The organism is Kribbella sp. ALI-6-A, assembly GCF_001984195.1.
GTDB lineage: Bacteria > Actinomycetota > Actinomycetes > Propionibacteriales > Kribbellaceae > Kribbella.
The window spans coordinates 472,578-492,456 of record NZ_MTQN01000011.1 but is presented as its reverse complement, the minus strand read 5'-3'; the positions used below and the strand labels follow the sequence as shown (position 1 = coordinate 492,456).

The following is a 19,879-nucleotide window of genomic DNA, read 5'->3' as shown; positions in this document are numbered from 1 at the left end:
CCGCGTTTGGGTCGGAAGAGATTCGGAGCGACCACCGCGGCGGATGGGTCTATCGGAGAATACGCTCCGGTGAGCTGTAGATCACACAGCGCGCGCCGCGGGTGAAGCCGGCCAGCGTGACGCCGAACCTGCGGGCGAGGTCGACGGCCAGGCTGGAGGGCGCGCCGACGGCGACGATCATGCCGATCCCGGCCGCGACGGACTTCTGGACCAGCTCGTACCCGGCGCGGCCGCTGAGCGTGAGCACGAGGCCCTTGCGGCTGTGCTGGTTGAGCACGGTCCAGCCGATCACCTTGTCGACGGCGTTGTGCCGGCCGACGTCCTCCTTGACGACCACCTTGCGGCCGTCAGCGGTGAACAGGCCCGCCGCGTGCAGTCCGCCGGTCCGGCCGAAGGTGGGCTGGGCCTCGCGCAGCAGGTCCGGCAGCCGCAGTACGACGTCCAGCGGGACCTCGACCGGGTCGACCGGCGCGTACTCGCGCTCGGCCAGCTCGTCGAGGCTCTGCTGACCGCAGACCCCGCACGCGGCCGAGGTCACGCCGTACCGCTGCGGGGGCTCGCGGTCGGGTGGACCGTCGAAGCTGACCGTCACGGTGTTGAACTGCTGCTCGCGGGTCAGCTTCACATCGGTGCAGTAGGCAACGGTCCGGATCGCGTCCGGCCGGACGGCGAAGCCCTCGCCGAGGCAGAACCCGGCGGCCAGCTCGAAGTCGGAGCCCGGCGTGCGCATCGTCACGGTCAGCGGCTCGGCAGGCCGGCCCGGCCACTCCAGGCGCAGCTCGAGCGGCTCCTCGGTGACCACGACGTCCTCGCGGCGTGACGTCGTCTCGCCGTCCAGCACCTCGACCTTGTACCGCGTCACCGGCCCTTTGCCCATGGCGTCGATCCTATGCTGCGGGGTGGAACCGACCGATCGGAGCGCACCGTGCGGATGACCCGGCGGACGCTGCTGGCGAGCTCGCTCGTCGCACCGCTGACCCACCACGTGACCACCACCTCCCGAGGAGCCATGAGCACAGCCAGCACCGTCAAGGACCGCGTCGAGGCGCTGGTCGAGCTGTACCGCGACGACGTCGCGCCGATCGTGGCGCTCGGGGATCCGGTGCTGCGGCGCCAGGCCGACCCGTACGACGGACAGCTGGACGGCGAGCTCCTGACGGAGTTCGTCGAGCTGCTCCGGCGGACGATGAAGGCAGCGCCCGGTGTCGGGCTGGCCGCGCCGCAAGTCGGGATCCCGCTGCGCATGGCGGTGCTGGAAGACCCGGCGGAGGTGTCCGAGGAGGTCGCGGAGGCGCGGGAGCGGTATCCGCTGGAGTTCCTCGCGGTGCTGAACCCGTCGTACGAGGCGCGCGGGCGGGATCGGCGTGGCTTCTACGAGGGGTGCTTGAGCATGCCCGGCTACACCGGAGTGGTGAACCGACCGCTCGAGGTCGACGCCACCTACACCGACCTCGCCGGGGCGCGTCGCCGGCTCGCGCTGTCCGGCTGGCAGGCGCGGATCTTCCAGCACGAGACCGATCACCTGGCGGGCACGGTGTACGTCGACAAGCTGGAGCCGCGCTCACTGGCAACGTCCACGAACTACACCAACCGCTGGGCCGACCCGGTCCCGACCAGGGCCGCCAAGGAGCTGGGCTTCCACCTCGACTAGCTGGTCCAGCCGCGGCGGAGGGCCAGCCAGTCGAGGAAGGTCCAGGCAGACAGGCGCTGGTGGCGGCGGAGCTCCGGGGTGCAGCCGGGCGGCGGCGGGGCGTCGAGGTCGTCCAGCATGTACGCCGCGATGAGTGCCGCGGCGCAGTCGAGGTGATCAGCGGGAACGTCGGCGGTGAGCGGCATACGGCGGATCGCGGCCTGGGTGTCGACGCCTTCGTACTGCGCGACCGGGAGCAGGCAGAGCCAGTCGAACCAGGCCGGGCCGATGGACAGCCAGTTCCAGTCGACGGTCCAGCACTGGCCGGCCTGGTCGATCAGGAGGTTGTCGGGGCGCAGGTCGCTGTGCATGGCGGTGTCGCCGGTCAGCGCTTCGGGGTAGAGCGCGATCAGGTCGGACAGCTCGGGCAGGGCGGTCTGGAGCCAGGGCTGGAAGCCGGGCGGCAGGGGTCGGTCGCCGGATCGGATCGCGGCCGGCAGGTCGATCGGCCAGCCGCCGCCGGCGATGTCGTCGACGAGGACCTCGAGGCCGGGCAGTGGGGCCGGGGTGAGCGCTTCGGCCATCACCTCGCAGGCGGCGGTGACGGTCGCGAAGTCGTCGCTGGTCCAGGGCGCACCGGGCATCCGGCCGTGGATCCGCTCGGAGGCGACGGCGAACCATTTGGTATCGGAGTCCTCGACAGACGCCGTCGCGACGATCGCCGGCACCCGGATTGCCGACGGAAGCTGCGGCACGATCTCGGCCTCGCGCTGGTACGCGCCGTACGCGTGCATCGTGTCCGGTGCGGCTTTCACGAAGATCTCGCGGCCGTCGGCCAGCCGGACCGGTGCTGCGAAGCCGCCGGTGAACCCCGAGCCGACCACCGGGCCGGGCTCGGCGATCTCGGTGCCGAGGGCAACAGCCAGCGTCTCTCGCAGAGCGCTGGGCAGACTGCTCCACCCCGGGCGCGCGGAGGTGGCGCTGTAGTCGACAACTGGCGGCCCGGACATGCCGCAGACCCTAGCCGCCCGACCACTCCGCGAGCCTCCGAATTCTTCGCGGCCCCGGACGGCTACCGTGCGGGCGTGGACGGATCTGTGGTGCTGCACGTGCTGGATCTGGTGGGGATCTTCGTGTTCGGGATCACCGGGGCGCTGGTCGGCGTACGGAAGAAGCTGGACGTGTTCGGGATCCTGGTGCTGGCACTGGTGACCGGGCTGGGTGGCGGGTTCCTGCGGGACGTGCTGATCGGCGCGACGCCGCCGGCCGCGCTGCAGGACTGGCGGTACCTCGTGGTGCCGGTGACGGCCGGCTTGGTGACGTTCTTCCTGCATCCGCGGATCGGGCGGGTGGAGCGCCTGGTGAACATCTTCGACGCGGCCGGCCTGGCCCTGTTCTGCGTGACCGGCGCGGTGAAGGCGATCGACTACGGCCTGTCGCCGTTACCCGCGGCACTGCTCGGCACGATCTCCGGCATCGGCGGCGGGGTGGTGCGTGATGTGCTGTCCGGCCGCGTACCGGTCGTGCTGCGGTCGGAGATCTACGCCACGCCGGCGCTGCTCGGCGCGGGCATCGTCGTCGTGGCGGCGGCGCTCGACTACGAGGAGCTGTGGGTGCCGATCACCGGCGCGGTGATCTGCTTCGTGATCCGCCTGCTCGCCATCCGCCGCGGCTGGAACGCACCGCTCCCGCGCTAGTTGTGCGCGAACCGGGTCTTCGGCCGGGCGAACGTGATCGAGATCGCGGCGACCCCCGCGCAGAGCACCCCGATCGACACCGGCACCCAGTACGCCGACGAGGCGCCCCACAGGTCGACCGCGTGCCCGGCGGCCGCGTTGCCGGGAGCGACGCCGAGCAGGATGCCGGTCACCGTCCAGGTGATCGCCTCGGTCAACCGCTGCGGCGGCACCCACTCCTCGACGCAGGCGGTGACGGCCACCATCGTCGGGGCGATCGTCAGACCGGCGCAGAACAGCACTCCGCCGAGCGCGACCGTGCTGCCGACCCAGGGCAGCGGCGCGAGCGAGATGGCGAGCAGGATCGTCCCGATCAGCAGCCGGCGCTCGACCGGAGCCCGCCAGTGCACCGAGCCGTACCAGAGCCCGGCCAGCAGTGACCCGAACGCCCAGACCGCCAGTACGACGCCCGACATGCCCGGCTGGCCCTGCTCGGCGGTGAACGCCACCGTGACGACCTCGGCGCTACCGAGCGTCGCCCCGAGACCCAGACCGATCAGGCTGAGCAGCAGGAGCGACAGCCAGGGGAGTGGAGCCTGCTCGGCTCCGTTGGCCTTGCCGCGCCCCGGCGGGTCGGACCGGCGGAGCAGCGCCAGCCAGATGCCGCCGGCCAGGCCGAGCACACCGGCGGTCGCCAGCGCGACGTACGGGCTGACCTGGGTGGCAAGGGCGGTGACGAGCACCGGCCCGATGATGAAGACCACCTCGTCGCCGACCGCCTCCAGTGCGAACGCGGTCTGCAGGGCCCGGCCGCGGCCGAGCAGGTGGGTCCAGCGGGCCCGGACGAACGAGCCGACCTGCGGACGGGTGCCACCGGCAACAAACGAGAGCAGGTAGAGCACGGCGGTCGGAGCGTCGGCCCGGACGGCGAGCAGCAGCCCGGCCAGTCCCACGGTGCACAGCACGCTGCCGATCAGCAGCAGGATCCGCTGGCCGAACCGGTCGACCAGCCGGCCTTGGATCGGCCCGGTGATCGCACCGGCGACCACGGCGACGCCGGAGACCGCACCGGCCAGTCCGTACGAGCCGCTCTCCTGGGCGATCAGGATCACGATGCCCAGCCCGATCATCGAGATCGGCATACGCCCGAGGATCCCGGCGGCGCAGAACGCGGCGGCACCGGGACGGCGCATGAGGTGGACGTAGGGCATCAGCATGGGGGACCGTGCACACCGTATCCGGACGGCCTGACAAACTCGGTACATGCCCCACCCCGTGTCGCCTGTTCCGGCCCGCACCGATCCCACCCCGTACGACGCCGTGCTGCTGCTGTCCTTCGGCGGCCCCGAGAAGCCCGCGGACGTGCTGCCGTTCCTGCAGAACGTCACCCGCGGCCGGGGGATCCCCGACGAGCGCCTGAAGGAAGTCGGTGAGCACTACTACGGCTTCGGCGGCAAGAGCCCGATCAACGACCAGAACCGGGCGCTGCTGGCCGCGCTGCGCGAGTCCTTCGCCGAGATCGGGCTGGACCTGCCGATCTACTGGGGCAACCGCAACTGGGCGCCGTACCTGACCGACACGCTGCGCGAGATGGCCGCCGACGGGATTGGCCGCGCTGTGGTGATCGTCACCAGCGCCTACCCGTCGTACTCGGGCTGCCGGCAGTACCGGGAGAACCTGGCTGACGCGACGGCCGCGGTCGAGAACGCGCCGGTGATCGACAAGCTGCGGCACTACGCGAACCACCCGGGCTTCGTCGGCTCGTTCGTCGAGTCCACGATGGCCGCGTTGAGCGAGCTGCCGGAGGACGCGGCGATCGCCTATGTGACGCACTCCATCCCGACCGCGATGAACGAGACCAGCGGGCCGGACGGCAACGGGTACATCACCTGGCACCAGGACGTGGCCGCCGAGATCACCGCCGAGCTGGAACGGCGTACCGGGGTCACCCGGCGGACCGACCTGGTCTACTGCTCGCGGTCCGGACCGCCGCAGGTGCCGTGGCTCGAGCCGGACGTCAACGACCACCTGGAGGAACTGGCCGCGGCCGGTGTGCCCGGAGTGGCTGTGGTGCCGATCGGATTCGTCAGCGACCACATGGAGGTCATCTACGACCTCGACACCGAGGCGGCGGCGACGGCGGACAAGCTGCACCTGCCGATGGCCCGGGCGGCGACGCCGGGGACCGACCCGCGGTTCGTGACGATGCTGCGCGACCTGGTGGTCGAGCGGGCCCAGGCCGAGCGCGGCGAGCAGCCGGAGCGGCCCTGTGTGGGCAAGCTGGGGCCGGGCTGGGACAACTGCCGCCCGGACTGCTGCCCAGCGCTGCGCCGGCCCGCTCAGGGCCGGCCGACGCAGACTCCCGAGACCGACCAGCCCACGACCGCAGGACCGAAGGACATCGCATGAGCACCCCGCAGGAGCTGCTGAAGCTGGCCGTCACGGTCGCCACCGAGGCGGCCGACCTGATCGTCGAGCGCCGCCGCGGCACGATCACCGTCGCGGACACCAAGAGCACGGCGACCGACATCGTCACCGCCGTCGACCGCGAGTCCGAGGAGCTGATCCGGGCCCGCGTGCTGGCCGCGCGGCCGGACGACTCGTTCCTCGGCGAGGAGGGCGACGACATCAACGGCACCAGCGGCGTCCGCTGGGTGGTCGACCCGATCGACGGCACGGTCAACTACCTCTACGACCTCCCGACGTACGCCGTCTCGATCGCGGTCGAGCAGGACGGCCGGACGGTCGCCGGCGTGGTCGTGGACGCGCCCAAGGGCGAGGTGTTCACCGCCACCCTCGGCGGCGGCGCGTTCCTGGACGGCAAGCCGATCCGGGTCTCGGACTGCACGTCGCTGGACCGGGCGCTGGTCGGGACCGGCTTCGGCTACGACCCGGACCGGCGCGTGGTGCAGGCCGAGGTGGTCCAGCAGCTGATCGCCAAGGTCCGCGACATCCGGCGGATCGGGGTCGGCGCGATCGACCTGTGTTACGTCGGCTGCGGCCGGCTGGACGCCGTGTACGAGCGTGGGCTGAACCCCTGGGACTACGGCGCCGGCGCGCTCGTCGCCGCCGAGGCCGGCGCCCGGATCGGCGGGCTGCACGGTGCGGAGGTTTCGCCGGAGATGTCGATCGCCGCCACGCCGGCGGTGTTCGATGCGTTACACGACGCACTCGCCGCCGCGGATCCGCTGCGCGCATAGGACCTGCTCGTTTGTGCAGTCAAAGTGTCCGTACGTGGCGGTAATGCGCAACTATCTGTTCGGTCCTGACAATTTCTTCGACACGCGGGTCACAAGGTGGACCCTGACGCGCGCGAAGACCGGTTGATAGGGCACAATCCCTGCCTCGGGAGCGGAAGCGAGTCCGCTCCCAGCCTGTCTGTCAAGGGTTTCGGGGGACCAGAGGATTCCAGGCGGAATTTCTCGGGTGCGTTATCCGTTCCAGGGCTCAGCAGGCAACACCACGGGTACGAAGAGGGCAGGGAAACACCATGGCGACTGACTACGACGCCCCGCGCAAGACGGACGAGGACTCCAGCGAGGAGTCGATCGAAGAGCTGAAGACTCGCCGTCACGACAAGAACTCCGGCAAGGTCGACGAGGACGAGGCCGAGGCGGCCGAGAGCTTCGAGCTGCCCGGCGCCGACCTGAGCCACGAGGAGCTGGCGGTACGGGTTCTCCCACGCCAGGCCGACGAGTTCACCTGTTCGAGCTGCTTCCTGGTCCACCACCGCAGCCAGCTCGCGAACAGCAAGAACGGCCAGCTGATCTGCCGCGACTGCGCTGCCTGACAACAGCAGCACCGTCGCCCTGCTCGGCTGAGTCGTACCACCCGGGACCGTCCCCCGCACGGGGGCCGGTCCCTTGGTGCGTTCCGGGCACCTCAGCGGCCAGGGCCGGTCGGCGCGGAGACCGGGTGCCGGTCAGGCCTTGACGACGTCCTTCGCGGCACCCTTGACAGCCTGCTTCTCGAATCCGGGCGGCAGGTGCCCGGTCGACTTCAGCCAGTACTGCGCCGCGCGCTGCTCGGCGAACCGCTTGGCCACCGCCGCGGCCGCGCCGCTGGCGACCGCCCAGCTGACCACCTCGACGTAACCGGCCTCGCTGCCCTTCGGCGGCTTGCCGCCCGAACCGAGCTTCCAGGCCGTGGTGACCGCCTTGTTGGCGACCAGTCCGACCACCATCGTGAAGACGGCCAGCACCAGCTTCCAGCCGATCTTGGCTCCGATCACCGTTGCCTCCTCGCTAGGGACCCCTGACTCAGGATCTTGCCACGCTGTTGGACGTCAGGGCCGCTGCCAGCCGCTCCGGGTTCCGCGTCGCGATCAGCCAGTACGGCGCCGGGTCGTGCGGGTCGGTGATCTCCACGCGGACGGCGCCGGGCAGGTAGCTGCGCAGCACCAGGTACGCCGCCGGGTCGCAGTCGCGGCCGAACGCGTGGCGGACCGCTTCGCCGGTCAGCGCCTCGGCCTTGCCCAGGTGCACCCGCTCGATCGTGGCCCGGCCCGCGCGGAGGCGCTCGGCGTCCACCTCGATCAGCGCACCGCCGTACCGGATGAACAGGACGGTCAGCAGGACCGCGACGACTCCACCGGCGATCAGGCCGGCCAGTTGGCCGGCCGGGACCGCGATGATCAGCCAGATGGTGAGGACGAGGAGGGCCGCGACGATCCACCAGCGCACCGGCACGCTCAACCGCTCGCGGTAATCAGTCCCTGAGTCAGCCACAGCACCAGCCTGGCACGTGGCTCCGGGAACGGCGTCGGTAGGGTCGCCTCTCGTGATCGAGCCCCCGACCCGCTCTGCGACGCCGCAGCGTGAGCTGGAGCCGCCGGAGCGTCACCCGGAGGCACCTGCTCCGGGCACGGTGCTGCCGTCGCACTACGAGAACTGTGTCGCCTGCGGACCGTCGCACCCGACCGGTCTGCGGCTGGTGTCGACGGCCGGCCCAGAGGTGACCATCACCGGCGAGTTCACCGTCACCGCTGACCACCAGGGAGCTCCCGGTCTGGCACACGGCGGCGTACTGGCACTGGCGCTGGACGAGACGCTGGGCGGCCTCGCGTGGTTGCTGCGACGGCCGATGGTGACCGGGCGGCTCGAGACCGACTACATCCGGCCGGTGCCGGTCGGTACGACGCTGTTCCTGCAGGCCCGGTGCCTGGGGTTCTCCGGCCGGCGGATGTACGCGAAGGCGGTCGGGCGGCTGGGCGGTCCGGAAGGCAGTGTGGCCCTCAGGGCGAGCGCTGTGTTCGTGGTGGTCCCGCCGGAACACTTCGTCGAGCACGGCACCGACATGACGACCGAGCAAGTCCACGACTACGAGGTGAACCCATGACTCTGCACATGCCGCGCCTCCGGCGCGGTGGGTCCTGGGGCCTTGGTTCCTGGTCTTCCCTCGTCGCTCCAGTCGCTTCGCTCCTTCCACTCCTCAGTCCAGACCAGGAGGCCCCATGACCGAGGTACTGATCCAAAGACTCGACCCCGAGCTGCCGATTCCGGCGTACGCGCATCCCGGGGACGCCGGGGCGGACCTGGTGGCGTCGCACGACGTGACGCTGAAGCCGGGGGAGCGGGCGCTGGTCGGCACCGGGATCGCGATCGCGTTGCAGGACGGGTACGCGGCGTTCGTGCATCCGCGGTCCGGACTGGCCGCCAAGCACGGGGTGTCGCTGGTCAACGCACCGGGCACTGTGGACGCGGGGTACCGCGGCGAGATCAAGGTGTGCCTGATCAATCACGACCCGCACGCCGAGATCACGCTGCGCCGGGGCGACCGGATCGCGCAGCTGGTGATCCAGCAGGTCGAGAAGGCGCGGTTCGTCGAGGTGACCACGCTGCCGGGTTCCGCGCGCGGTGCGGGGGGACACGGCTCGACCGGTGGTTTCGGTGGTGTGACACGCTGAGCAGGTGCGGCCCGCTGACCTGCGGGTGAGCGAGACTACGGCGGGGTTTCGGCCCCTGGAGACTGACGACCGAGGAAGTAGGCAAGAGCAGTGATCTTCCGCCGCAAGGCCAAGAACGAGGACACCCCGGCGACGGTGGACGCCGTCGAGGAGACGACCGAGCCGACCGCCCAGGACGGCGGCACCGAGGAGCCGGCCGCCGGGAACAGCGCCGCCGGCCCGTTCGACGTCACCGAGGTGGACCCGGCGACGCTGGAGGCCGAGGACCGGATCGACCTCGGGGCGCTGGTGATCACCGGCCTGCCGGGCATGGAGCTGCGGCTGCAGGTCGACGAGCAGAGCGGCGACGTGCAGGCGATCCTGCTGGTGCTGGAGGACTCCGCGCTGGAGCTGCGCGCGTTCGCCGCCCCGAAGACCGCCGGCATCTGGGACGAGGTCCGCCAGGAGATCGCCGCCGAGGCCACCAAGATGGGCGGTACGGCGTCGGAGACCGAGGGCCCGTTCGGCACCGAGCTGGTGCTGGTCGTGCCGGTCCAGGACCCCGAGGGCCAGATCTTCAGCCAGACCTCCCGGGTGATCGGCGTCGACGGCCCGCGCTGGCTGCTGCGCGGCACCGTGCTCGGTCGCGCGGCGGTCGAGCCGGAGGCGGCCCCGCCGATGGAGGAGGCCTTCCGCAACGTGATCGTGGTCCGCGGTTCGGAGCCGATGGCGCCGCGCGAGTCGCTCGCCCTGAAGCTGCCCGCCGGTGCCCAGCCGGCCGCCGAGGAAGAGGCCTGATCGACGTGCCCGAGCACCGGCTGAGCACGTCCGGACGCGGACTACACTGATCTCATGGGCAGCGACAAACCCGAGGGATTGTGGCGACGTGCCTTCCGCGGCCTGGCCGGCGACCAGGACGAGCAGGACGCCGAGGTACTGCAGGACTACGCGCACGACTGTGGCGCGCGGTCGATCACCGGTTGTCACGACCGGGAGCTGGTGACGCTGTACGGGACACTGCGCACCATCACCTTCAGCCCGCGTGGCGGCGTCCCGGCCCTGGAGGGCGAGTTGTACGACGGCACCGGCACGGTGAAGCTGGTCTGGCTCGGCCGGCGCAAGATCGCCGGCATCCACCCCGGCTCGGAGCTGATCGCGTCGGGCCGGATCGGTGTGGTCGACGGCGACCGGGTGATGTTCAACCCGCGCTACGAGCTGCGCCCGACGGCCGCGCATGGCTGACCCGCGCTCGGGTCAGGACTCCGGCGTCGACCGGGACCTGGACCGTGACTCCGGCGCGAGCCCGGCCCTGGGGCCCGACGCCGGCCGGCCGCGGGACCGCCGGACCGACGACGACCTGGACGAGACGCTGGTCGAGATCCTCCGGCCGGAGTTCGAGGCGGCCGAGCACGAGCTGACCGACGGGCAGGGCCCGGACCGGCAGGAGCCGGCCGAGACCAAGCCCAAGACCACCGACAAGGACTTCTTCCACGCGCTCGGTGGCTGGGGCGCCTTGCTCGACATCGGGCTGCCGTGGATCGCGTTCCTGATCGTCTACGGCCTGAGCGACAACGACCTGCGGCTCGCGCTGATCGTCGCGATCGCCTGCGCGGCCGCGGTCGCGGTGCTCCGGCTGCTGCGCAAGCAGCCGCTGCGCAACGTGCTCGGCGGTTTCGTCGGGGTGCTGATCTCGGCCTGGGTGGCCAACCGTAGCGGCAACGCGGAGGACGTCTACCTGCCCGGCCTGCTGACCAACATCGGCTACGGCCTGCTCTACCTGATCACCGTGCTGATCCGCTGGCCACTGTTCGGCGTGCTGTACGGCGTGATCACCCAGACCGGCACGGGCTGGCGCCGTGACCCGGCGATGTATCGCGGGTTCAACCGGGCCACGCTGGTGTTCGTCGGTCTGTTCGCGCTGCGGCTGATCGTCCAGGGGCCGCTGTACCTGACCGGCAGCCTGAACGCGCTCGGCATCGCGAAGGTGGGCATGGGCCTGCCGTTGTACGCGCTGGCCCTGTGGCTCGCGTACGCCGTACTGCGCAACTCGATGCCGCCGGACAAGTGGGACGAGGCCCGGGACCACGTCACGCACCTGCTGGGCGGCGGCAAGAAGAAGTAAGCCCGCGCCAGGGGCTGTCCGGCGCTGTCGCGTAGACGACGTGTCAACTATGTGCCAGCGCATTCCCGCGACTGCGCGTGACCAGGGTGTCTACGATTTCGCGACTTTGTCCGTAGAAACCCTGTGAGGCACTCGTGACTCCACGTCCTGGTCGCGGGCGGAAGGTGACCGCCGTGTTCGCGGCGGCCCTGACTCTCGCCGCGGCCCTGACCGGTGGCTCCGCCGCCGCGTCGCCCGCCCCTTCGGCAGCTTCATCGCCGACCGCAGTTCCCAGCACCACGCCCCGTACCGTCACCCTGATCACCGGCGACAAGGTCGAGGTGACCACCGGCGCCGACGGCAAGCCGCAGTACCGGGTGACCGGCCCGGACGGCCGGCTGGCCGACCACGACGTCCACGTGGACGGCCAGGACACCTTCGTCTACCCGCGCTCGGCCGCACGGTTCCTCGCGGCCGAGCTGCTGGACGAGAACCTGTTCAACGTCACCCGCCTGCTGGCCGACGGGTACGGCGACGAGCTCCCGCTGATCGTCACCTACACCGACGCGGCCACCTGGTCGCGCAGCCAGCGGGTCCCGTCCGGTGCCCGCAAGCAGCGGTCGCTCACCAGCATCCAGGGCGCCGCCCTGTCCACCGACCAGCCGGCCGCCTTCTGGCAGTCGCTGACCGCCGGTACGACGGCCCGCTCGACCGGCGCGGCCACGCTCGCCGGGGGGATCGAGAAGGTCTGGCTGGACGGCAAGTTCGTCGTCGACCTGGCCGACAGCACCGCGCAGATCGGTGCGCCGGAGGTCTGGCGCGGCGGCAACACCGGTGCGGGCGTCGACGTCGCCGTGCTGGACACCGGGATCGACCAGCAGCACCCCGACCTGGACGACCGGGTCGCCGCGGCGACCAGCTTCGTCCCGGACGAGGAGGTCACCGACCGGCACGGGCACGGCACCCATGTGGCGTCGACCATCGCCGGAACCGGTGAGGCGTCCGGCGGAACCGAGCGCGGTGTCGCGCCGGGCGCCCGGCTGCACGTCGGCAAGGTGCTGAACAACGAGGGCGGCGGCCAGGAGTCCTGGATCATCGCCGGGATGGAATGGGCCGCGCGCGACCAGCGCGCGAAGGTCGTCAGCATGAGCCTGGGCGGCGGTCCGACCGACGGCAGCGACCCGATCAGCCAGTCGCTGAACGAGCTGTCCGCCGAGACCGGCGCGCTGTTCACCGTCGCGGCCGGCAACGCCGGGCCGGGCTACTACACCGCGTCCGCGCCGGGCATCGCCGACGCGGCGCTGACCGTCGGTGCGGTCGACGGTGCCGACAAGCTCGCGGAGTTCTCCAGCTGGGGACCGCGGGTCGGCGACGGCGGCCTCAAGCCGGACATCACCGCGCCCGGCGTCGACATCCTCGCCGCCCGTTCGCAGCACGCACCCGAGGGCTCCGGCGCCTACCAGTTGATGAGCGGTACGTCGATGGCGACGCCGCACGTGGCCGGCGCGGTGGCGCTGCTCGCGGCGCAGCACCCGGACTGGACCGGGCAGCAGCTCAAGGAGGCCATCGTCAGTACGGCGAAGCCGACGCCCGACTACATCCCGTACCAGGGCGGCAACGGCCGGCTCGACGTCGCCACGGCCAGCAGGTCGACCGTGCGCGCCACAGCGTCGGTGTACTCCGGCTACCACCCGTGGCCGGTCCAGCCGAACGAGTCGGTCGAGCGGACCGTCACCTACACCAACGACGGCGACCAAGCGGTCGAGCTCGACCTGTCGACGCAGGTGAAGGACGCGCCGACCGGTCTGTTCGCCCTGTCGAGTCCCAAGGTGACCGTCCCCGCGCACGGCACCGCACAGGTCAAGGTGACCGTCGCGGTGAACGACGTACCGGTCGACAAGCAGCTGTCCGGGCACTTGGTCGCGACCAACTCCGCCGGAGTCCGGCTGAGCACAGTGATCGGCGTCGGGCGCGAGGGGGAGCGGTACCAGCTCACCCTGAACGCCAAGGACCGCAGCGGGCGTCCGCTGGCCGGTGACGCGATTCTGATCGGCCGCGGTAGCTACGGCCAGTTCGTGGTCGGCGAGGAAGGCGCCGAGCTCCGGCTGCCGCCGGGCGACTACACCACCTGGCTGACCACCGACGTCGAAGGCGCGAACGGCCCGAGCAGCAAGGGCATGGCCGTGCTCACCCTGGTCGACATCCACCTCGACCGGGACAAGACAGCGACGTACGACGCTCGCCAGGCGCGCAGGTTGACCGCCACCGCGCCGCAGGCGACCACGCTCGGCGAGGTGCGCGCCAACGTCTACCGCGACTTCGGCCGGGACTTCTCCGTCGGCTCCTCGCGCTGGCCGGACCCGAGCTACGACAGCGTGTGGGTGCTGCCGACCGGCAAGGTCACCGACGGGGACTTCGTCGCCGGGGCGCGCTGGCGGCTGGAGCAGCCTGCGCTGACCATGGCGTCGTCGACGCGCACGTTCGACGACATGCTCGTCCGCCGGGCCGCGAAGCCGCTGCCCGAGGGCCGTCAGCAGTTGGACGCGGTGTTCGTCGAGCAGGGCATCGCCGACCGGACCGGGAGCCACCGCGGGAAGGCCGTGGTCGTTCGGCGGTCGGATACCGTGTCGCTGGAGGATCAGGCGTCGGCGGCTGCCGCGGCCGGGGCGAAGGTGCTGGTCGTGGTCAACGACGGCCCGGGCAAGCTGGAGCCGTGGACCGACTCGATCTACGCGCCGAACCCGCCGCCGATCACCATCGCCACGCTCACGCACGACGAGGGCGAGCAGCTGATCGGTCAGCTCGCCGCCGGCCGGCGCACGTTGACCGTGACGTCGAACCCTGAGCCGGACTACCGCTACGACCTGTCGCGCTTCTGGGACCACGTGCCCGCCGTACCGGCGTACCGGCCGGGGGTTCGTGAGCTCGCCCGCGTCGATGTTGCCTTCCGCAACTTCCGGCCGGACTTCGGGCTGGAGAACCGGTACGACGTGTGGAACACCGACTGGGAGTCGGCGATGAACACCTCCGGCACGCCCGTGCAGGGCGACCGCACCGACTGGGTCACGGCTGGTGTGCCGTACCAGGCGAAGGCGGAGATCTCCGGCGAGGTCCAGCAGACCGAGTCCGGCTGGCGCAGCTACCAGGGCGGCAGCCAGTCCCGCCTGCAGTGGTTCGGTCCGGTGCAGCGGCCGCGGCTGACCAAGGGCCTGTCGCCGGTGCGGGACGGCGAGGGGATCACCGCGGCGTCGCCCGGATGGGGTGACGGTGGCGATCACGTCGGTACGGCGTTCGGCAACTGGGACATCACCCAGCAGCTGAGCCTGTACCAGGGCGACACGCTGGTCGGGCAGGAGCAACGGGACCAGTTGTCGGTGAGCGGGCTGAAGCCGGAGCGGCTGCCCTACCGGTTGGTGGCGGACAACACGCGCGGCACTTACCCACATCCGTACTCGACGGCCACGCGGACCGAATGGGGCTTCAGCTCGGCGGCGACCGACACGGTCATGTCGCTGATTCAGCTGGACTACGCAGTCGACACCGACGCAGCCGGCCGGGCCGGTCGGCGCTCCGAACTGACTGTCACACCGCGCTGGTCGGAGACGAACTCCACGACCGGCATCGCGAAGCCGACGCTGGAGATCTCGTACGACGGGAAGACGTGGCGGAGCGTCTCGCTGCGGCAGACTCGCGACGGGTGGACGACGCGGCTGGACGCGCCACGGGGTGCGGCCTTCGTCAGCCTGCGCGCGCGAGCCGGCGGTTCCGGCGCCACGGTCGACCAGCGGATCGATCGGGCCTTCGGTCTGAAGTAACACGAACGAACCGCCCGTACGCCGGCGGCGTACGGGCGGTTCGTTTCCACGCTGCTACTTGCGGTGGTGCGGGGACAGCATGTCCTCGAGCTGTTCCTCGGTCTCGTCGGCGGCGACGAACAGCAACTCGTCGTTCAGCTCGAGCGTGCCCTCGGGATCCGGGCGCAGCACGCGGCCCTCGCGGATGATCGTCACCAGCGCGGTGTCGGTCGGCCAGTCGATGTCGCCGACCCGCAGGCCGATCATCGGGGAGTCCTCCGGCAGGGTCAGCTCGACCAGGTTCGCGTCGCCCTGGCGGAAGGTGAACAGCCGGACCAGGTCGCCGACCGAGACCGCCTCCTCGACCAGTGCCGACATGATCCGCGGCGTCGACACCGACACGTCCACGCCCCAGGCCTCGTTGAACATCCACTCGTTGCGCGGGTGGTTGACCCGGGCAACGGTCCGCGGAACGCCGAACTCGGTCTTGGCCAGCAGCGAGACGACCAGGTTGACCTTGTCGTCACCGGTGCTGGCGATCGCCACCTGGCAACGCTGCAGGGCGGCCTCCTCCAGCGAGGACAGCTCGCAGGCGTCGGCCAGCAGCCACTCGGCGCGCGGCACCGACTCGGCCTTGATCGCCCGCGGGTCCTTGTCGATCAGCAGGACCTCGTGGCCGTTCTCCAGCAGTTCGCCGGCGATCGAGCGGCCGACGTTGCCCGCGCCGGCGATGGCTACCCGCATCACAGCTCCTCAGGCTTGGCGCCGAGTTGGGCCTCGATCGCCGCGGCTTCGCTTTCCAGCATGACGACGTGCACCAGATCACCCTCCTGGATGACGGTGTCCGCCTTCGGCAGCACACCTTCGCCGAGCCGGGTCAGGAACGCGACCCGGGCGCCGGTGGCCTTCTCGATGTCGAACGCCTCGCGGCCGACCCAGCCCGAGTGCACGTGCACCTCGGCCAGCCGGATGGTCCCCGACGGGTCGCGCCACTCCGGCTCCGACCCGCTCGGCAGCAGCCGGCGGATCATCTGATCCACCGTCCACTTCACCGTGCCGACCGTCGGGATGCCGAGCCGCTGGTAGACCTCGGCGCGGCCCGGGTCGTAGATCCGGGCCACCACGTTCTCGATGCCGAAGTTCTCCCGCGCCACCCGGGCGGCCAGGATGTTGGAGTTGTCACCGTTGCTGACCGCCGCGAACGCCTCGGCGGTCTCGATCCCGGCCTCGATCAGCACCTCACGGTCGAAACCCATCCCGGTGATCGTGCGGCCGGAGAAGTTCGGGCTCAGCCGGCGGAACGAGTCGGCCGACTGGTCGATGATCGCCACTGTGTGGCTGCGTTTCTCCAGGGTCCGCGCGAGCGTCGACCCGACGCGTCCGCAGCCCATGATGACGACGTGCACTCCGTGATCACTCCCTGCCCCGTTGAGGGGCCGCTGGCATCCATTCGGCGGTGTAGACGCTACACCGACCTGGGGTGCCCTCTAACATCCTCGGTGTGACCCCCGCTCTTGGCGACATCGGCAAGCGACTGCTCATCGGCCGCAAACTTCGCAGTACCCAACTCGGTGAGACGTTGCTTCCGAAGCGGATCGCCTTGCCGGTCTTCGCCAGTGACGCTCTGTCGTCGGTCGCCTACGCGCCGGACGAGATCTTCCTGACCCTGTCGCTGGCCGGTCTGACCGCGTTCACCTTCTCCTGGAAGGTCGCGATCGTCGTCGCGCTGGTGATGCTGGTGGTGGTCGCCTCGTACCGGCAGAACGTGCACGCCTACCCGTCCGGCGGCGGTGACTACGAGGTCGCCAACACCAACCTCGGGCCGACCGCCGGACTGACCGTGGCCAGCGCGCTGCTGGTCGACTACGTGCTCACGGTGGCGGTGTCGATCTCCTCGGCCGCCCAGTACGCCGCCTCGGCGATCCCGGCGCTGGAAGGCCATCAGGCCACGGCCGCGGTGGTCGCCGTGCTGTTCCTGACCACGATGAACCTGCGCGGCGTGCGCGAGTCCGGTACGGCGTTCGCGATCCCGACGTACGTGTTCATGGTGACGATCCTCGGGATGGCCGCCTGGGGGTTCGGCCGGATGCTGTTCGGCGACCTGCCGGACGCCGCGACGGCGTCGTTCGACATCGCGCCCGAGGGCCAGTTCGCGACCGGCGCCGGGGGACTGGCGATGGCCTTCCTGGTGCTGCGGGCGTTCTCGTCGGGCTGTGCGGCGCTGACCGGTGTCGAGGCGATCAGCAACGGCGTCCCGGCGTTCAAGAAGCCCAAGAGCAAGAACGCCGCGACCACGCTGCTGCTGCTCGGCACGATCTCGATCGCGATGATGATCAGCGTGGTGACGCTGGCCAACGTGATGAAGGTCCGGTTCGCCGAGGATCCGGCCACGCAGCTGCTGAACAACGGCGTACCGCTCGGGCCCGACTATCACCAGGACCCGGTGATCGGCCAGCTGGCCAAAGGGATCTTCGACCACTTCAGCCCCGGCTTCTACCTGGTCGCCGCGGCCACCGGCGTGATCCTGGTGCTGGCCGCCAACACCGCGTTCAACGGGTTCCCGGTGCTCGGCTCGATCCTGGCCAAGGACAGCTACCTGCCCAAGCAGCTGCACACCCGCGGTGACCGGCTGGCGTTCAGCAACGGCATCATCATCCTGGCCGCGGCCGCGATCTTCCTGATCCTCGCCTTCGACGCCGAGGTGACCCGGCTGATCCAGCTCTACATCGTCGGCGTGTTCGTCTCGTTCACGATCAGCCAGACCGGCATGGTCCGGCACTGGACCCGGCTGCTGCGCACCGAGACCGATTCGGCCCGGCGGGCCCAGATGGTGCGCTCACGGGTGATCAACGCGATCGGCCTGACGATGACCGGGACCGTGCTGGTGATCGTGCTGATCACCAAGTTCACCCACGGCGCCTACATCGCGATCATCGCGATGGTGGTGCTGTTCGTGATGATGAAGGGCATCCGCCGGCACTACGACACGGTCGGCCAGGAGATGGCGATCGAGGGCGACGAGCAGCTGATGCTGCCCTCGCGGGTGCACGCGATCGTGCTGGTCTCCAAGCTGCACAAGCCGACGCTGCGGGCGCTGGCCTTCGCGAAGGCGGCCCGGCCGTACACGCTGGAGGCGGTCACCGTCGACGTCGACCGCGCGGAGTCGGAGACGCTGCAGGCCGACTGGGACGAGCACAACATCCCGATCCCGCTGAAGCGGCTGGCCTCGCCGTACCGGGAGATCACCCGGCCGATCCTGCAGTACGTGCGCGACATCCGGCGGCAGTCGCCGCGCGACGTGGTGATGGTCTACATCCCCGAGTACGTGGTCGGCCACTGGTGGGAGCACATCCTGCACAACCAGTCCGCACTGCGGCTGAAGGGGCGGCTCTTGTTCACACCTGGTGTGATGGTCACATCGGTTCCGTACCAGCTGATCTCCTCGGAGGCGGCCCAGGAACGGCAGGACCGGGTGGAACGGGTGGCCGGGCAAGTCCGCCGGCCCGCCCGCAAGACGTCAGGAGATCGGTGAGGGACGACGACATCGTCGGGACGGTGCTGGAGCTGGAGATCGGCCCGGTGGCGCACGGTGGGCACTGTGTCGCGCGCTACGAGGGCCAGGTCGTTTTCGTCCGGCACGGCCTGCCGGGGGAGCTGGTGCACGCCCGGGTGACCGAGCGGACCGCCAAGTACCTGCGGGCCGACGTCGTCCAGGTGCTCACGCCGTCACCGCACCGGATCGAGCCGCCCTGCCCGTACGCCGGTCCGGGCCGCTGCGGCGGGTGCGACTTCCAGCACGCCAACATCGTCGAGCAGCGCCGGCTGAAGGCGACGGTCGTGTCCGACACGCTGCGGCGGATCGGCGGGATCGAGCGGACCGTGGTGATGGAGTCGCCGGGCGACGACGGGCTCGGCTGGCGGACCAGGATGCGGTACGCCGTGGGCCCCGACGGGCGCCCGGCGATGCGCGTGCATCGCTCGCACGAGCTGATCCAGGTCGACAAGTGCCTGATCGCCCACCCGGACACGCCGACGGTGCTGGACCAGCGCTGGCCGGGCACGGAATCGGTGCAGGCGGTGGTGTCGTCGGAGGGCAAGACCGCGGTGCTGACCGACACGGTGTCCGGTGGCCGGGTCGTGGAGACGGTCCGCAACCGGCGGTTCCGGGTCGAGGCCGACGGCTTCTGGCAGGTCCACCCGGCCGCGGCGACGACGCTGGTCGACGCCGTACTGGCCGGGCTGGAGCCTGCTGAGGGCGAGACCGCCCTCGACCTGTACTCGGGGGTCGGGCTGTTCGCGGCGTTCCTGGCCCAGGCCGGGTGCCCTGTGCTGGCGATCGAGGGCGACAAGGCCGCGGTCAAGAACGCCCGGCGCAACCTGCACGACCTGCCGGGCGTCACGCTCGAGCAGGGCGACGTGGACCGGGTGCTGAACCGGGCCGTCGCGCAGGGGCTCGAGCGCGTCGACCTCGTCGTACTGGATCCGCCGCGGACCGGAGCCGGCAAGCACGTCGTACGGCGAATCGCCGGGCTGTCGCCGCGGAAGGTGGCCTACGTCGCGTGTGATCCGGCGGCGCTGGCACGGGATCTGAAGACCTTCGCTGAGCTCGGCTACGGCGTGAGCTCGCTGCGCGCCTTCGACCTGTTCGGCATGACCCATCACATAGAGTGCGTGGCCGTGCTCGAACCCGTGACTAGTTAGGACCCCGGCGGCTCGGGTACGGTTCTGGGCTGGTACTGGCTGTACCTGACGCTGCACCTTTCCCCGGACCGTGAGCTCCGGGAATTCTGCTGG

Annotated in this window: 20 protein-coding genes; 13 read left to right on the top strand and 7 right to left on the bottom strand. The window is 70.7% G+C overall.

Features of this window, described 5'->3' with window-relative positions; all coding sequences use genetic code 11:
* Window positions 1-49: 49 nt before the first annotated feature.
* Window positions 50-877 (bottom strand): formate dehydrogenase accessory sulfurtransferase FdhD, encoded by an 828-nt coding sequence (gene fdhD / locus BWI15_RS22865; protein WP_077016507.1) that lies wholly within the window; start codon window positions 875-877, stop codon window positions 50-52.
* Between the two features lie 132 nt (window positions 878-1,009).
* Between fdhD and BWI15_RS22860 the strand changes: the two genes are divergently transcribed.
* Window positions 1,010-1,651 carry a peptide deformylase gene (locus BWI15_RS22860; RefSeq protein WP_077017214.1) on the top strand — a complete coding sequence of 214 codons (642 nt, stop codon included), beginning with the start codon at window positions 1,010-1,012 and terminating at the stop codon, window positions 1,649-1,651.
* On the opposite strand, the gene BWI15_RS22855 is transcribed toward BWI15_RS22860, so the two are convergent.
* Window positions 1,648-2,640 carry a phosphotransferase family protein gene (locus BWI15_RS22855; RefSeq protein WP_077016506.1) on the bottom strand — a complete coding sequence of 331 codons (993 nt, stop codon included), beginning with the start codon at window positions 2,638-2,640 and terminating at the stop codon, window positions 1,648-1,650. The genes BWI15_RS22860 and BWI15_RS22855 overlap by 4 nt on opposite strands.
* Before the next feature lie 75 nt (window positions 2,641-2,715).
* Here BWI15_RS22855 and BWI15_RS22850 point away from each other — a divergent pair, with 75 nt between their 5' ends.
* Window positions 2,716-3,327, top strand: a complete 612-nt coding sequence (locus tag BWI15_RS22850) for a trimeric intracellular cation channel family protein (protein ID WP_077016505.1) — start codon at window positions 2,716-2,718, stop codon at window positions 3,325-3,327.
* Here the strand turns inward: BWI15_RS22850 and BWI15_RS22845 are convergent.
* The gene (locus tag BWI15_RS22845; protein WP_077016504.1) at window positions 3,324-4,523 is read right to left on the bottom strand and encodes an MFS transporter; all 1,200 of its coding nucleotides are present in this window, start codon (window positions 4,521-4,523) and stop codon (window positions 3,324-3,326) included. The genes BWI15_RS22850 and BWI15_RS22845 overlap by 4 nt on opposite strands.
* 46 nt (window positions 4,524-4,569) lie before the next feature.
* On the opposite strand from BWI15_RS22845, the gene BWI15_RS22840 reads away from it, so the two are divergent.
* From BWI15_RS22840 to BWI15_RS22830, 3 genes are all read left to right on the top strand, one after another.
* Window positions 4,570-5,715, top strand: a complete 1,146-nt coding sequence (locus BWI15_RS22840) for a ferrochelatase (RefSeq protein ID WP_077016503.1) — start codon at window positions 4,570-4,572, stop codon at window positions 5,713-5,715.
* On the top strand, window positions 5,712-6,506 hold the full coding sequence (locus tag BWI15_RS22835) for an inositol monophosphatase family protein (RefSeq protein WP_077016502.1): 795 nt from the start codon (window positions 5,712-5,714) through the stop codon (window positions 6,504-6,506). The genes BWI15_RS22840 and BWI15_RS22835 overlap by 4 nt, the downstream gene beginning before the upstream one ends.
* A 290-nt stretch (window positions 6,507-6,796) precedes the next feature.
* Window positions 6,797-7,096, top strand: a complete 300-nt coding sequence (locus BWI15_RS22830; protein WP_012921380.1) for a DUF4193 domain-containing protein — start codon at window positions 6,797-6,799, stop codon at window positions 7,094-7,096.
* A gap of 132 nt (window positions 7,097-7,228) precedes the next feature.
* Here BWI15_RS22830 and BWI15_RS22825 read toward each other — a convergent pair whose 3' ends face one another.
* The gene (locus BWI15_RS22825; protein WP_077016501.1) at window positions 7,229-7,537 is read right to left on the bottom strand and encodes a DUF4235 domain-containing protein; all 309 of its coding nucleotides are present in this window, start codon (window positions 7,535-7,537) and stop codon (window positions 7,229-7,231) included.
* Window positions 7,538-7,565: 28 nt separating this feature from the next.
* Window positions 7,566-8,033 (bottom strand): DUF3093 domain-containing protein, encoded by a 468-nt coding sequence (locus tag BWI15_RS22820; RefSeq protein ID WP_083750944.1) that lies wholly within the window; start codon window positions 8,031-8,033, stop codon window positions 7,566-7,568.
* Between the two features lie 52 nt (window positions 8,034-8,085).
* Here BWI15_RS22820 and BWI15_RS22815 point away from each other — a divergent pair, with 52 nt between their 5' ends.
* The 6 genes from BWI15_RS22815 to BWI15_RS22790 all read left to right on the top strand — a co-directional run bounded on the left by BWI15_RS22815 (window position 8,086) and on the right by BWI15_RS22790 (window position 15,106).
* On the top strand, window positions 8,086-8,643 hold the full coding sequence (locus BWI15_RS22815; RefSeq protein WP_077016499.1) for a PaaI family thioesterase: 558 nt from the start codon (window positions 8,086-8,088) through the stop codon (window positions 8,641-8,643).
* Between the two features lie 115 nt (window positions 8,644-8,758).
* Window positions 8,759-9,211: a dUTP diphosphatase gene (gene dut / locus BWI15_RS22810; RefSeq protein WP_077016498.1), complete on the top strand. Its 453-nt coding sequence runs from the start codon at window positions 8,759-8,761 to the stop codon at window positions 9,209-9,211.
* Window positions 9,212-9,301: 90 nt separating this feature from the next.
* Entirely contained in the window at window positions 9,302-9,988 is a 687-nt protein-coding gene (locus tag BWI15_RS22805; RefSeq protein WP_077016497.1) for a DUF3710 domain-containing protein, read from the top strand.
* Window positions 9,989-10,042: 54 nt separating this feature from the next.
* The gene (locus BWI15_RS22800) at window positions 10,043-10,432 is read left to right on the top strand and encodes an OB-fold nucleic acid binding domain-containing protein (protein WP_077016496.1); all 390 of its coding nucleotides are present in this window, start codon (window positions 10,043-10,045) and stop codon (window positions 10,430-10,432) included.
* A complete protein-coding gene (locus BWI15_RS22795) occupies window positions 10,425-11,312 on the top strand; it encodes a DUF3159 domain-containing protein (RefSeq protein ID WP_077016495.1) in 888 nt (295 codons plus the stop codon). Before BWI15_RS22800 ends, BWI15_RS22795 begins: the two co-directional genes overlap by 8 nt.
* 173 nt (window positions 11,313-11,485) lie before the next feature.
* A complete protein-coding gene (locus BWI15_RS22790) occupies window positions 11,486-15,106 on the top strand; it encodes a S8 family serine peptidase (protein ID WP_077017213.1) in 3,621 nt (1,206 codons plus the stop codon).
* 54 nt (window positions 15,107-15,160) lie between these two features.
* Here BWI15_RS22790 and BWI15_RS22785 read toward each other — a convergent pair whose 3' ends face one another.
* Window positions 15,161-15,829 carry a potassium channel family protein gene (locus tag BWI15_RS22785; protein WP_077016494.1) on the bottom strand — a complete coding sequence of 223 codons (669 nt, stop codon included), beginning with the start codon at window positions 15,827-15,829 and terminating at the stop codon, window positions 15,161-15,163.
* Window positions 15,829-16,491 carry a potassium channel family protein gene (locus tag BWI15_RS22780; RefSeq protein WP_077016493.1) on the bottom strand — a complete coding sequence of 221 codons (663 nt, stop codon included), beginning with the start codon at window positions 16,489-16,491 and terminating at the stop codon, window positions 15,829-15,831. The genes BWI15_RS22785 and BWI15_RS22780 overlap by 1 nt, the downstream gene beginning before the upstream one ends.
* Before the next feature lie 95 nt (window positions 16,492-16,586).
* On the opposite strand from BWI15_RS22780, the gene BWI15_RS22775 reads away from it, so the two are divergent.
* Together BWI15_RS22775 and BWI15_RS22770 are read left to right on the top strand one after the other, a co-directional pair.
* A complete protein-coding gene (locus BWI15_RS22775) occupies window positions 16,587-18,617 on the top strand; it encodes an APC family permease (RefSeq protein ID WP_077016492.1) in 2,031 nt (676 codons plus the stop codon).
* A complete protein-coding gene (locus BWI15_RS22770) occupies window positions 18,614-19,786 on the top strand; it encodes a class I SAM-dependent RNA methyltransferase (protein ID WP_083750942.1) in 1,173 nt (390 codons plus the stop codon). Before BWI15_RS22775 ends, BWI15_RS22770 begins: the two co-directional genes overlap by 4 nt.
* Window positions 19,787-19,879 lie beyond the last annotated feature (93 nt).

What these genes read in the sequence shown, in the direction of transcription:
- dut (WP_077016498.1), top strand. Translation starts at nt 8,759, where the DNA reads ATGACCGAGGTACTGATCCAAAGACTCGACCCCGAGCTGCCGATTCCG.
- BWI15_RS22855 (WP_077016506.1), bottom strand. Translation starts at nt 2,640, where the DNA reads ATGTCCGGGCCGCCAGTTGTCGACTACAGCGCCACCTCCGCGCGCCCG.
- BWI15_RS22845 (WP_077016504.1), bottom strand. Translation starts at nt 4,523, where the DNA reads ATGCTGATGCCCTACGTCCACCTCATGCGCCGTCCCGGTGCCGCCGCG.
- BWI15_RS22840 (WP_077016503.1), top strand. Translation starts at nt 4,570, where the DNA reads ATGCCCCACCCCGTGTCGCCTGTTCCGGCCCGCACCGATCCCACCCCG.
- BWI15_RS22785 (WP_077016494.1), bottom strand. Translation starts at nt 15,829, where the DNA reads ATGCGGGTAGCCATCGCCGGCGCGGGCAACGTCGGCCGCTCGATCGCC.
- BWI15_RS22835 (WP_077016502.1), top strand. Translation starts at nt 5,712, where the DNA reads ATGAGCACCCCGCAGGAGCTGCTGAAGCTGGCCGTCACGGTCGCCACC.
- BWI15_RS22830 (WP_012921380.1), top strand. Translation starts at nt 6,797, where the DNA reads ATGGCGACTGACTACGACGCCCCGCGCAAGACGGACGAGGACTCCAGC.
- fdhD (WP_077016507.1), bottom strand. Translation starts at nt 877, where the DNA reads ATGGGCAAAGGGCCGGTGACGCGGTACAAGGTCGAGGTGCTGGACGGC.
- BWI15_RS22795 (WP_077016495.1), top strand. Translation starts at nt 10,425, where the DNA reads ATGGCTGACCCGCGCTCGGGTCAGGACTCCGGCGTCGACCGGGACCTG.
- BWI15_RS22800 (WP_077016496.1), top strand. Translation starts at nt 10,043, where the DNA reads ATGGGCAGCGACAAACCCGAGGGATTGTGGCGACGTGCCTTCCGCGGC.
- BWI15_RS22860 (WP_077017214.1), top strand. Translation starts at nt 1,010, where the DNA reads ATGAGCACAGCCAGCACCGTCAAGGACCGCGTCGAGGCGCTGGTCGAG.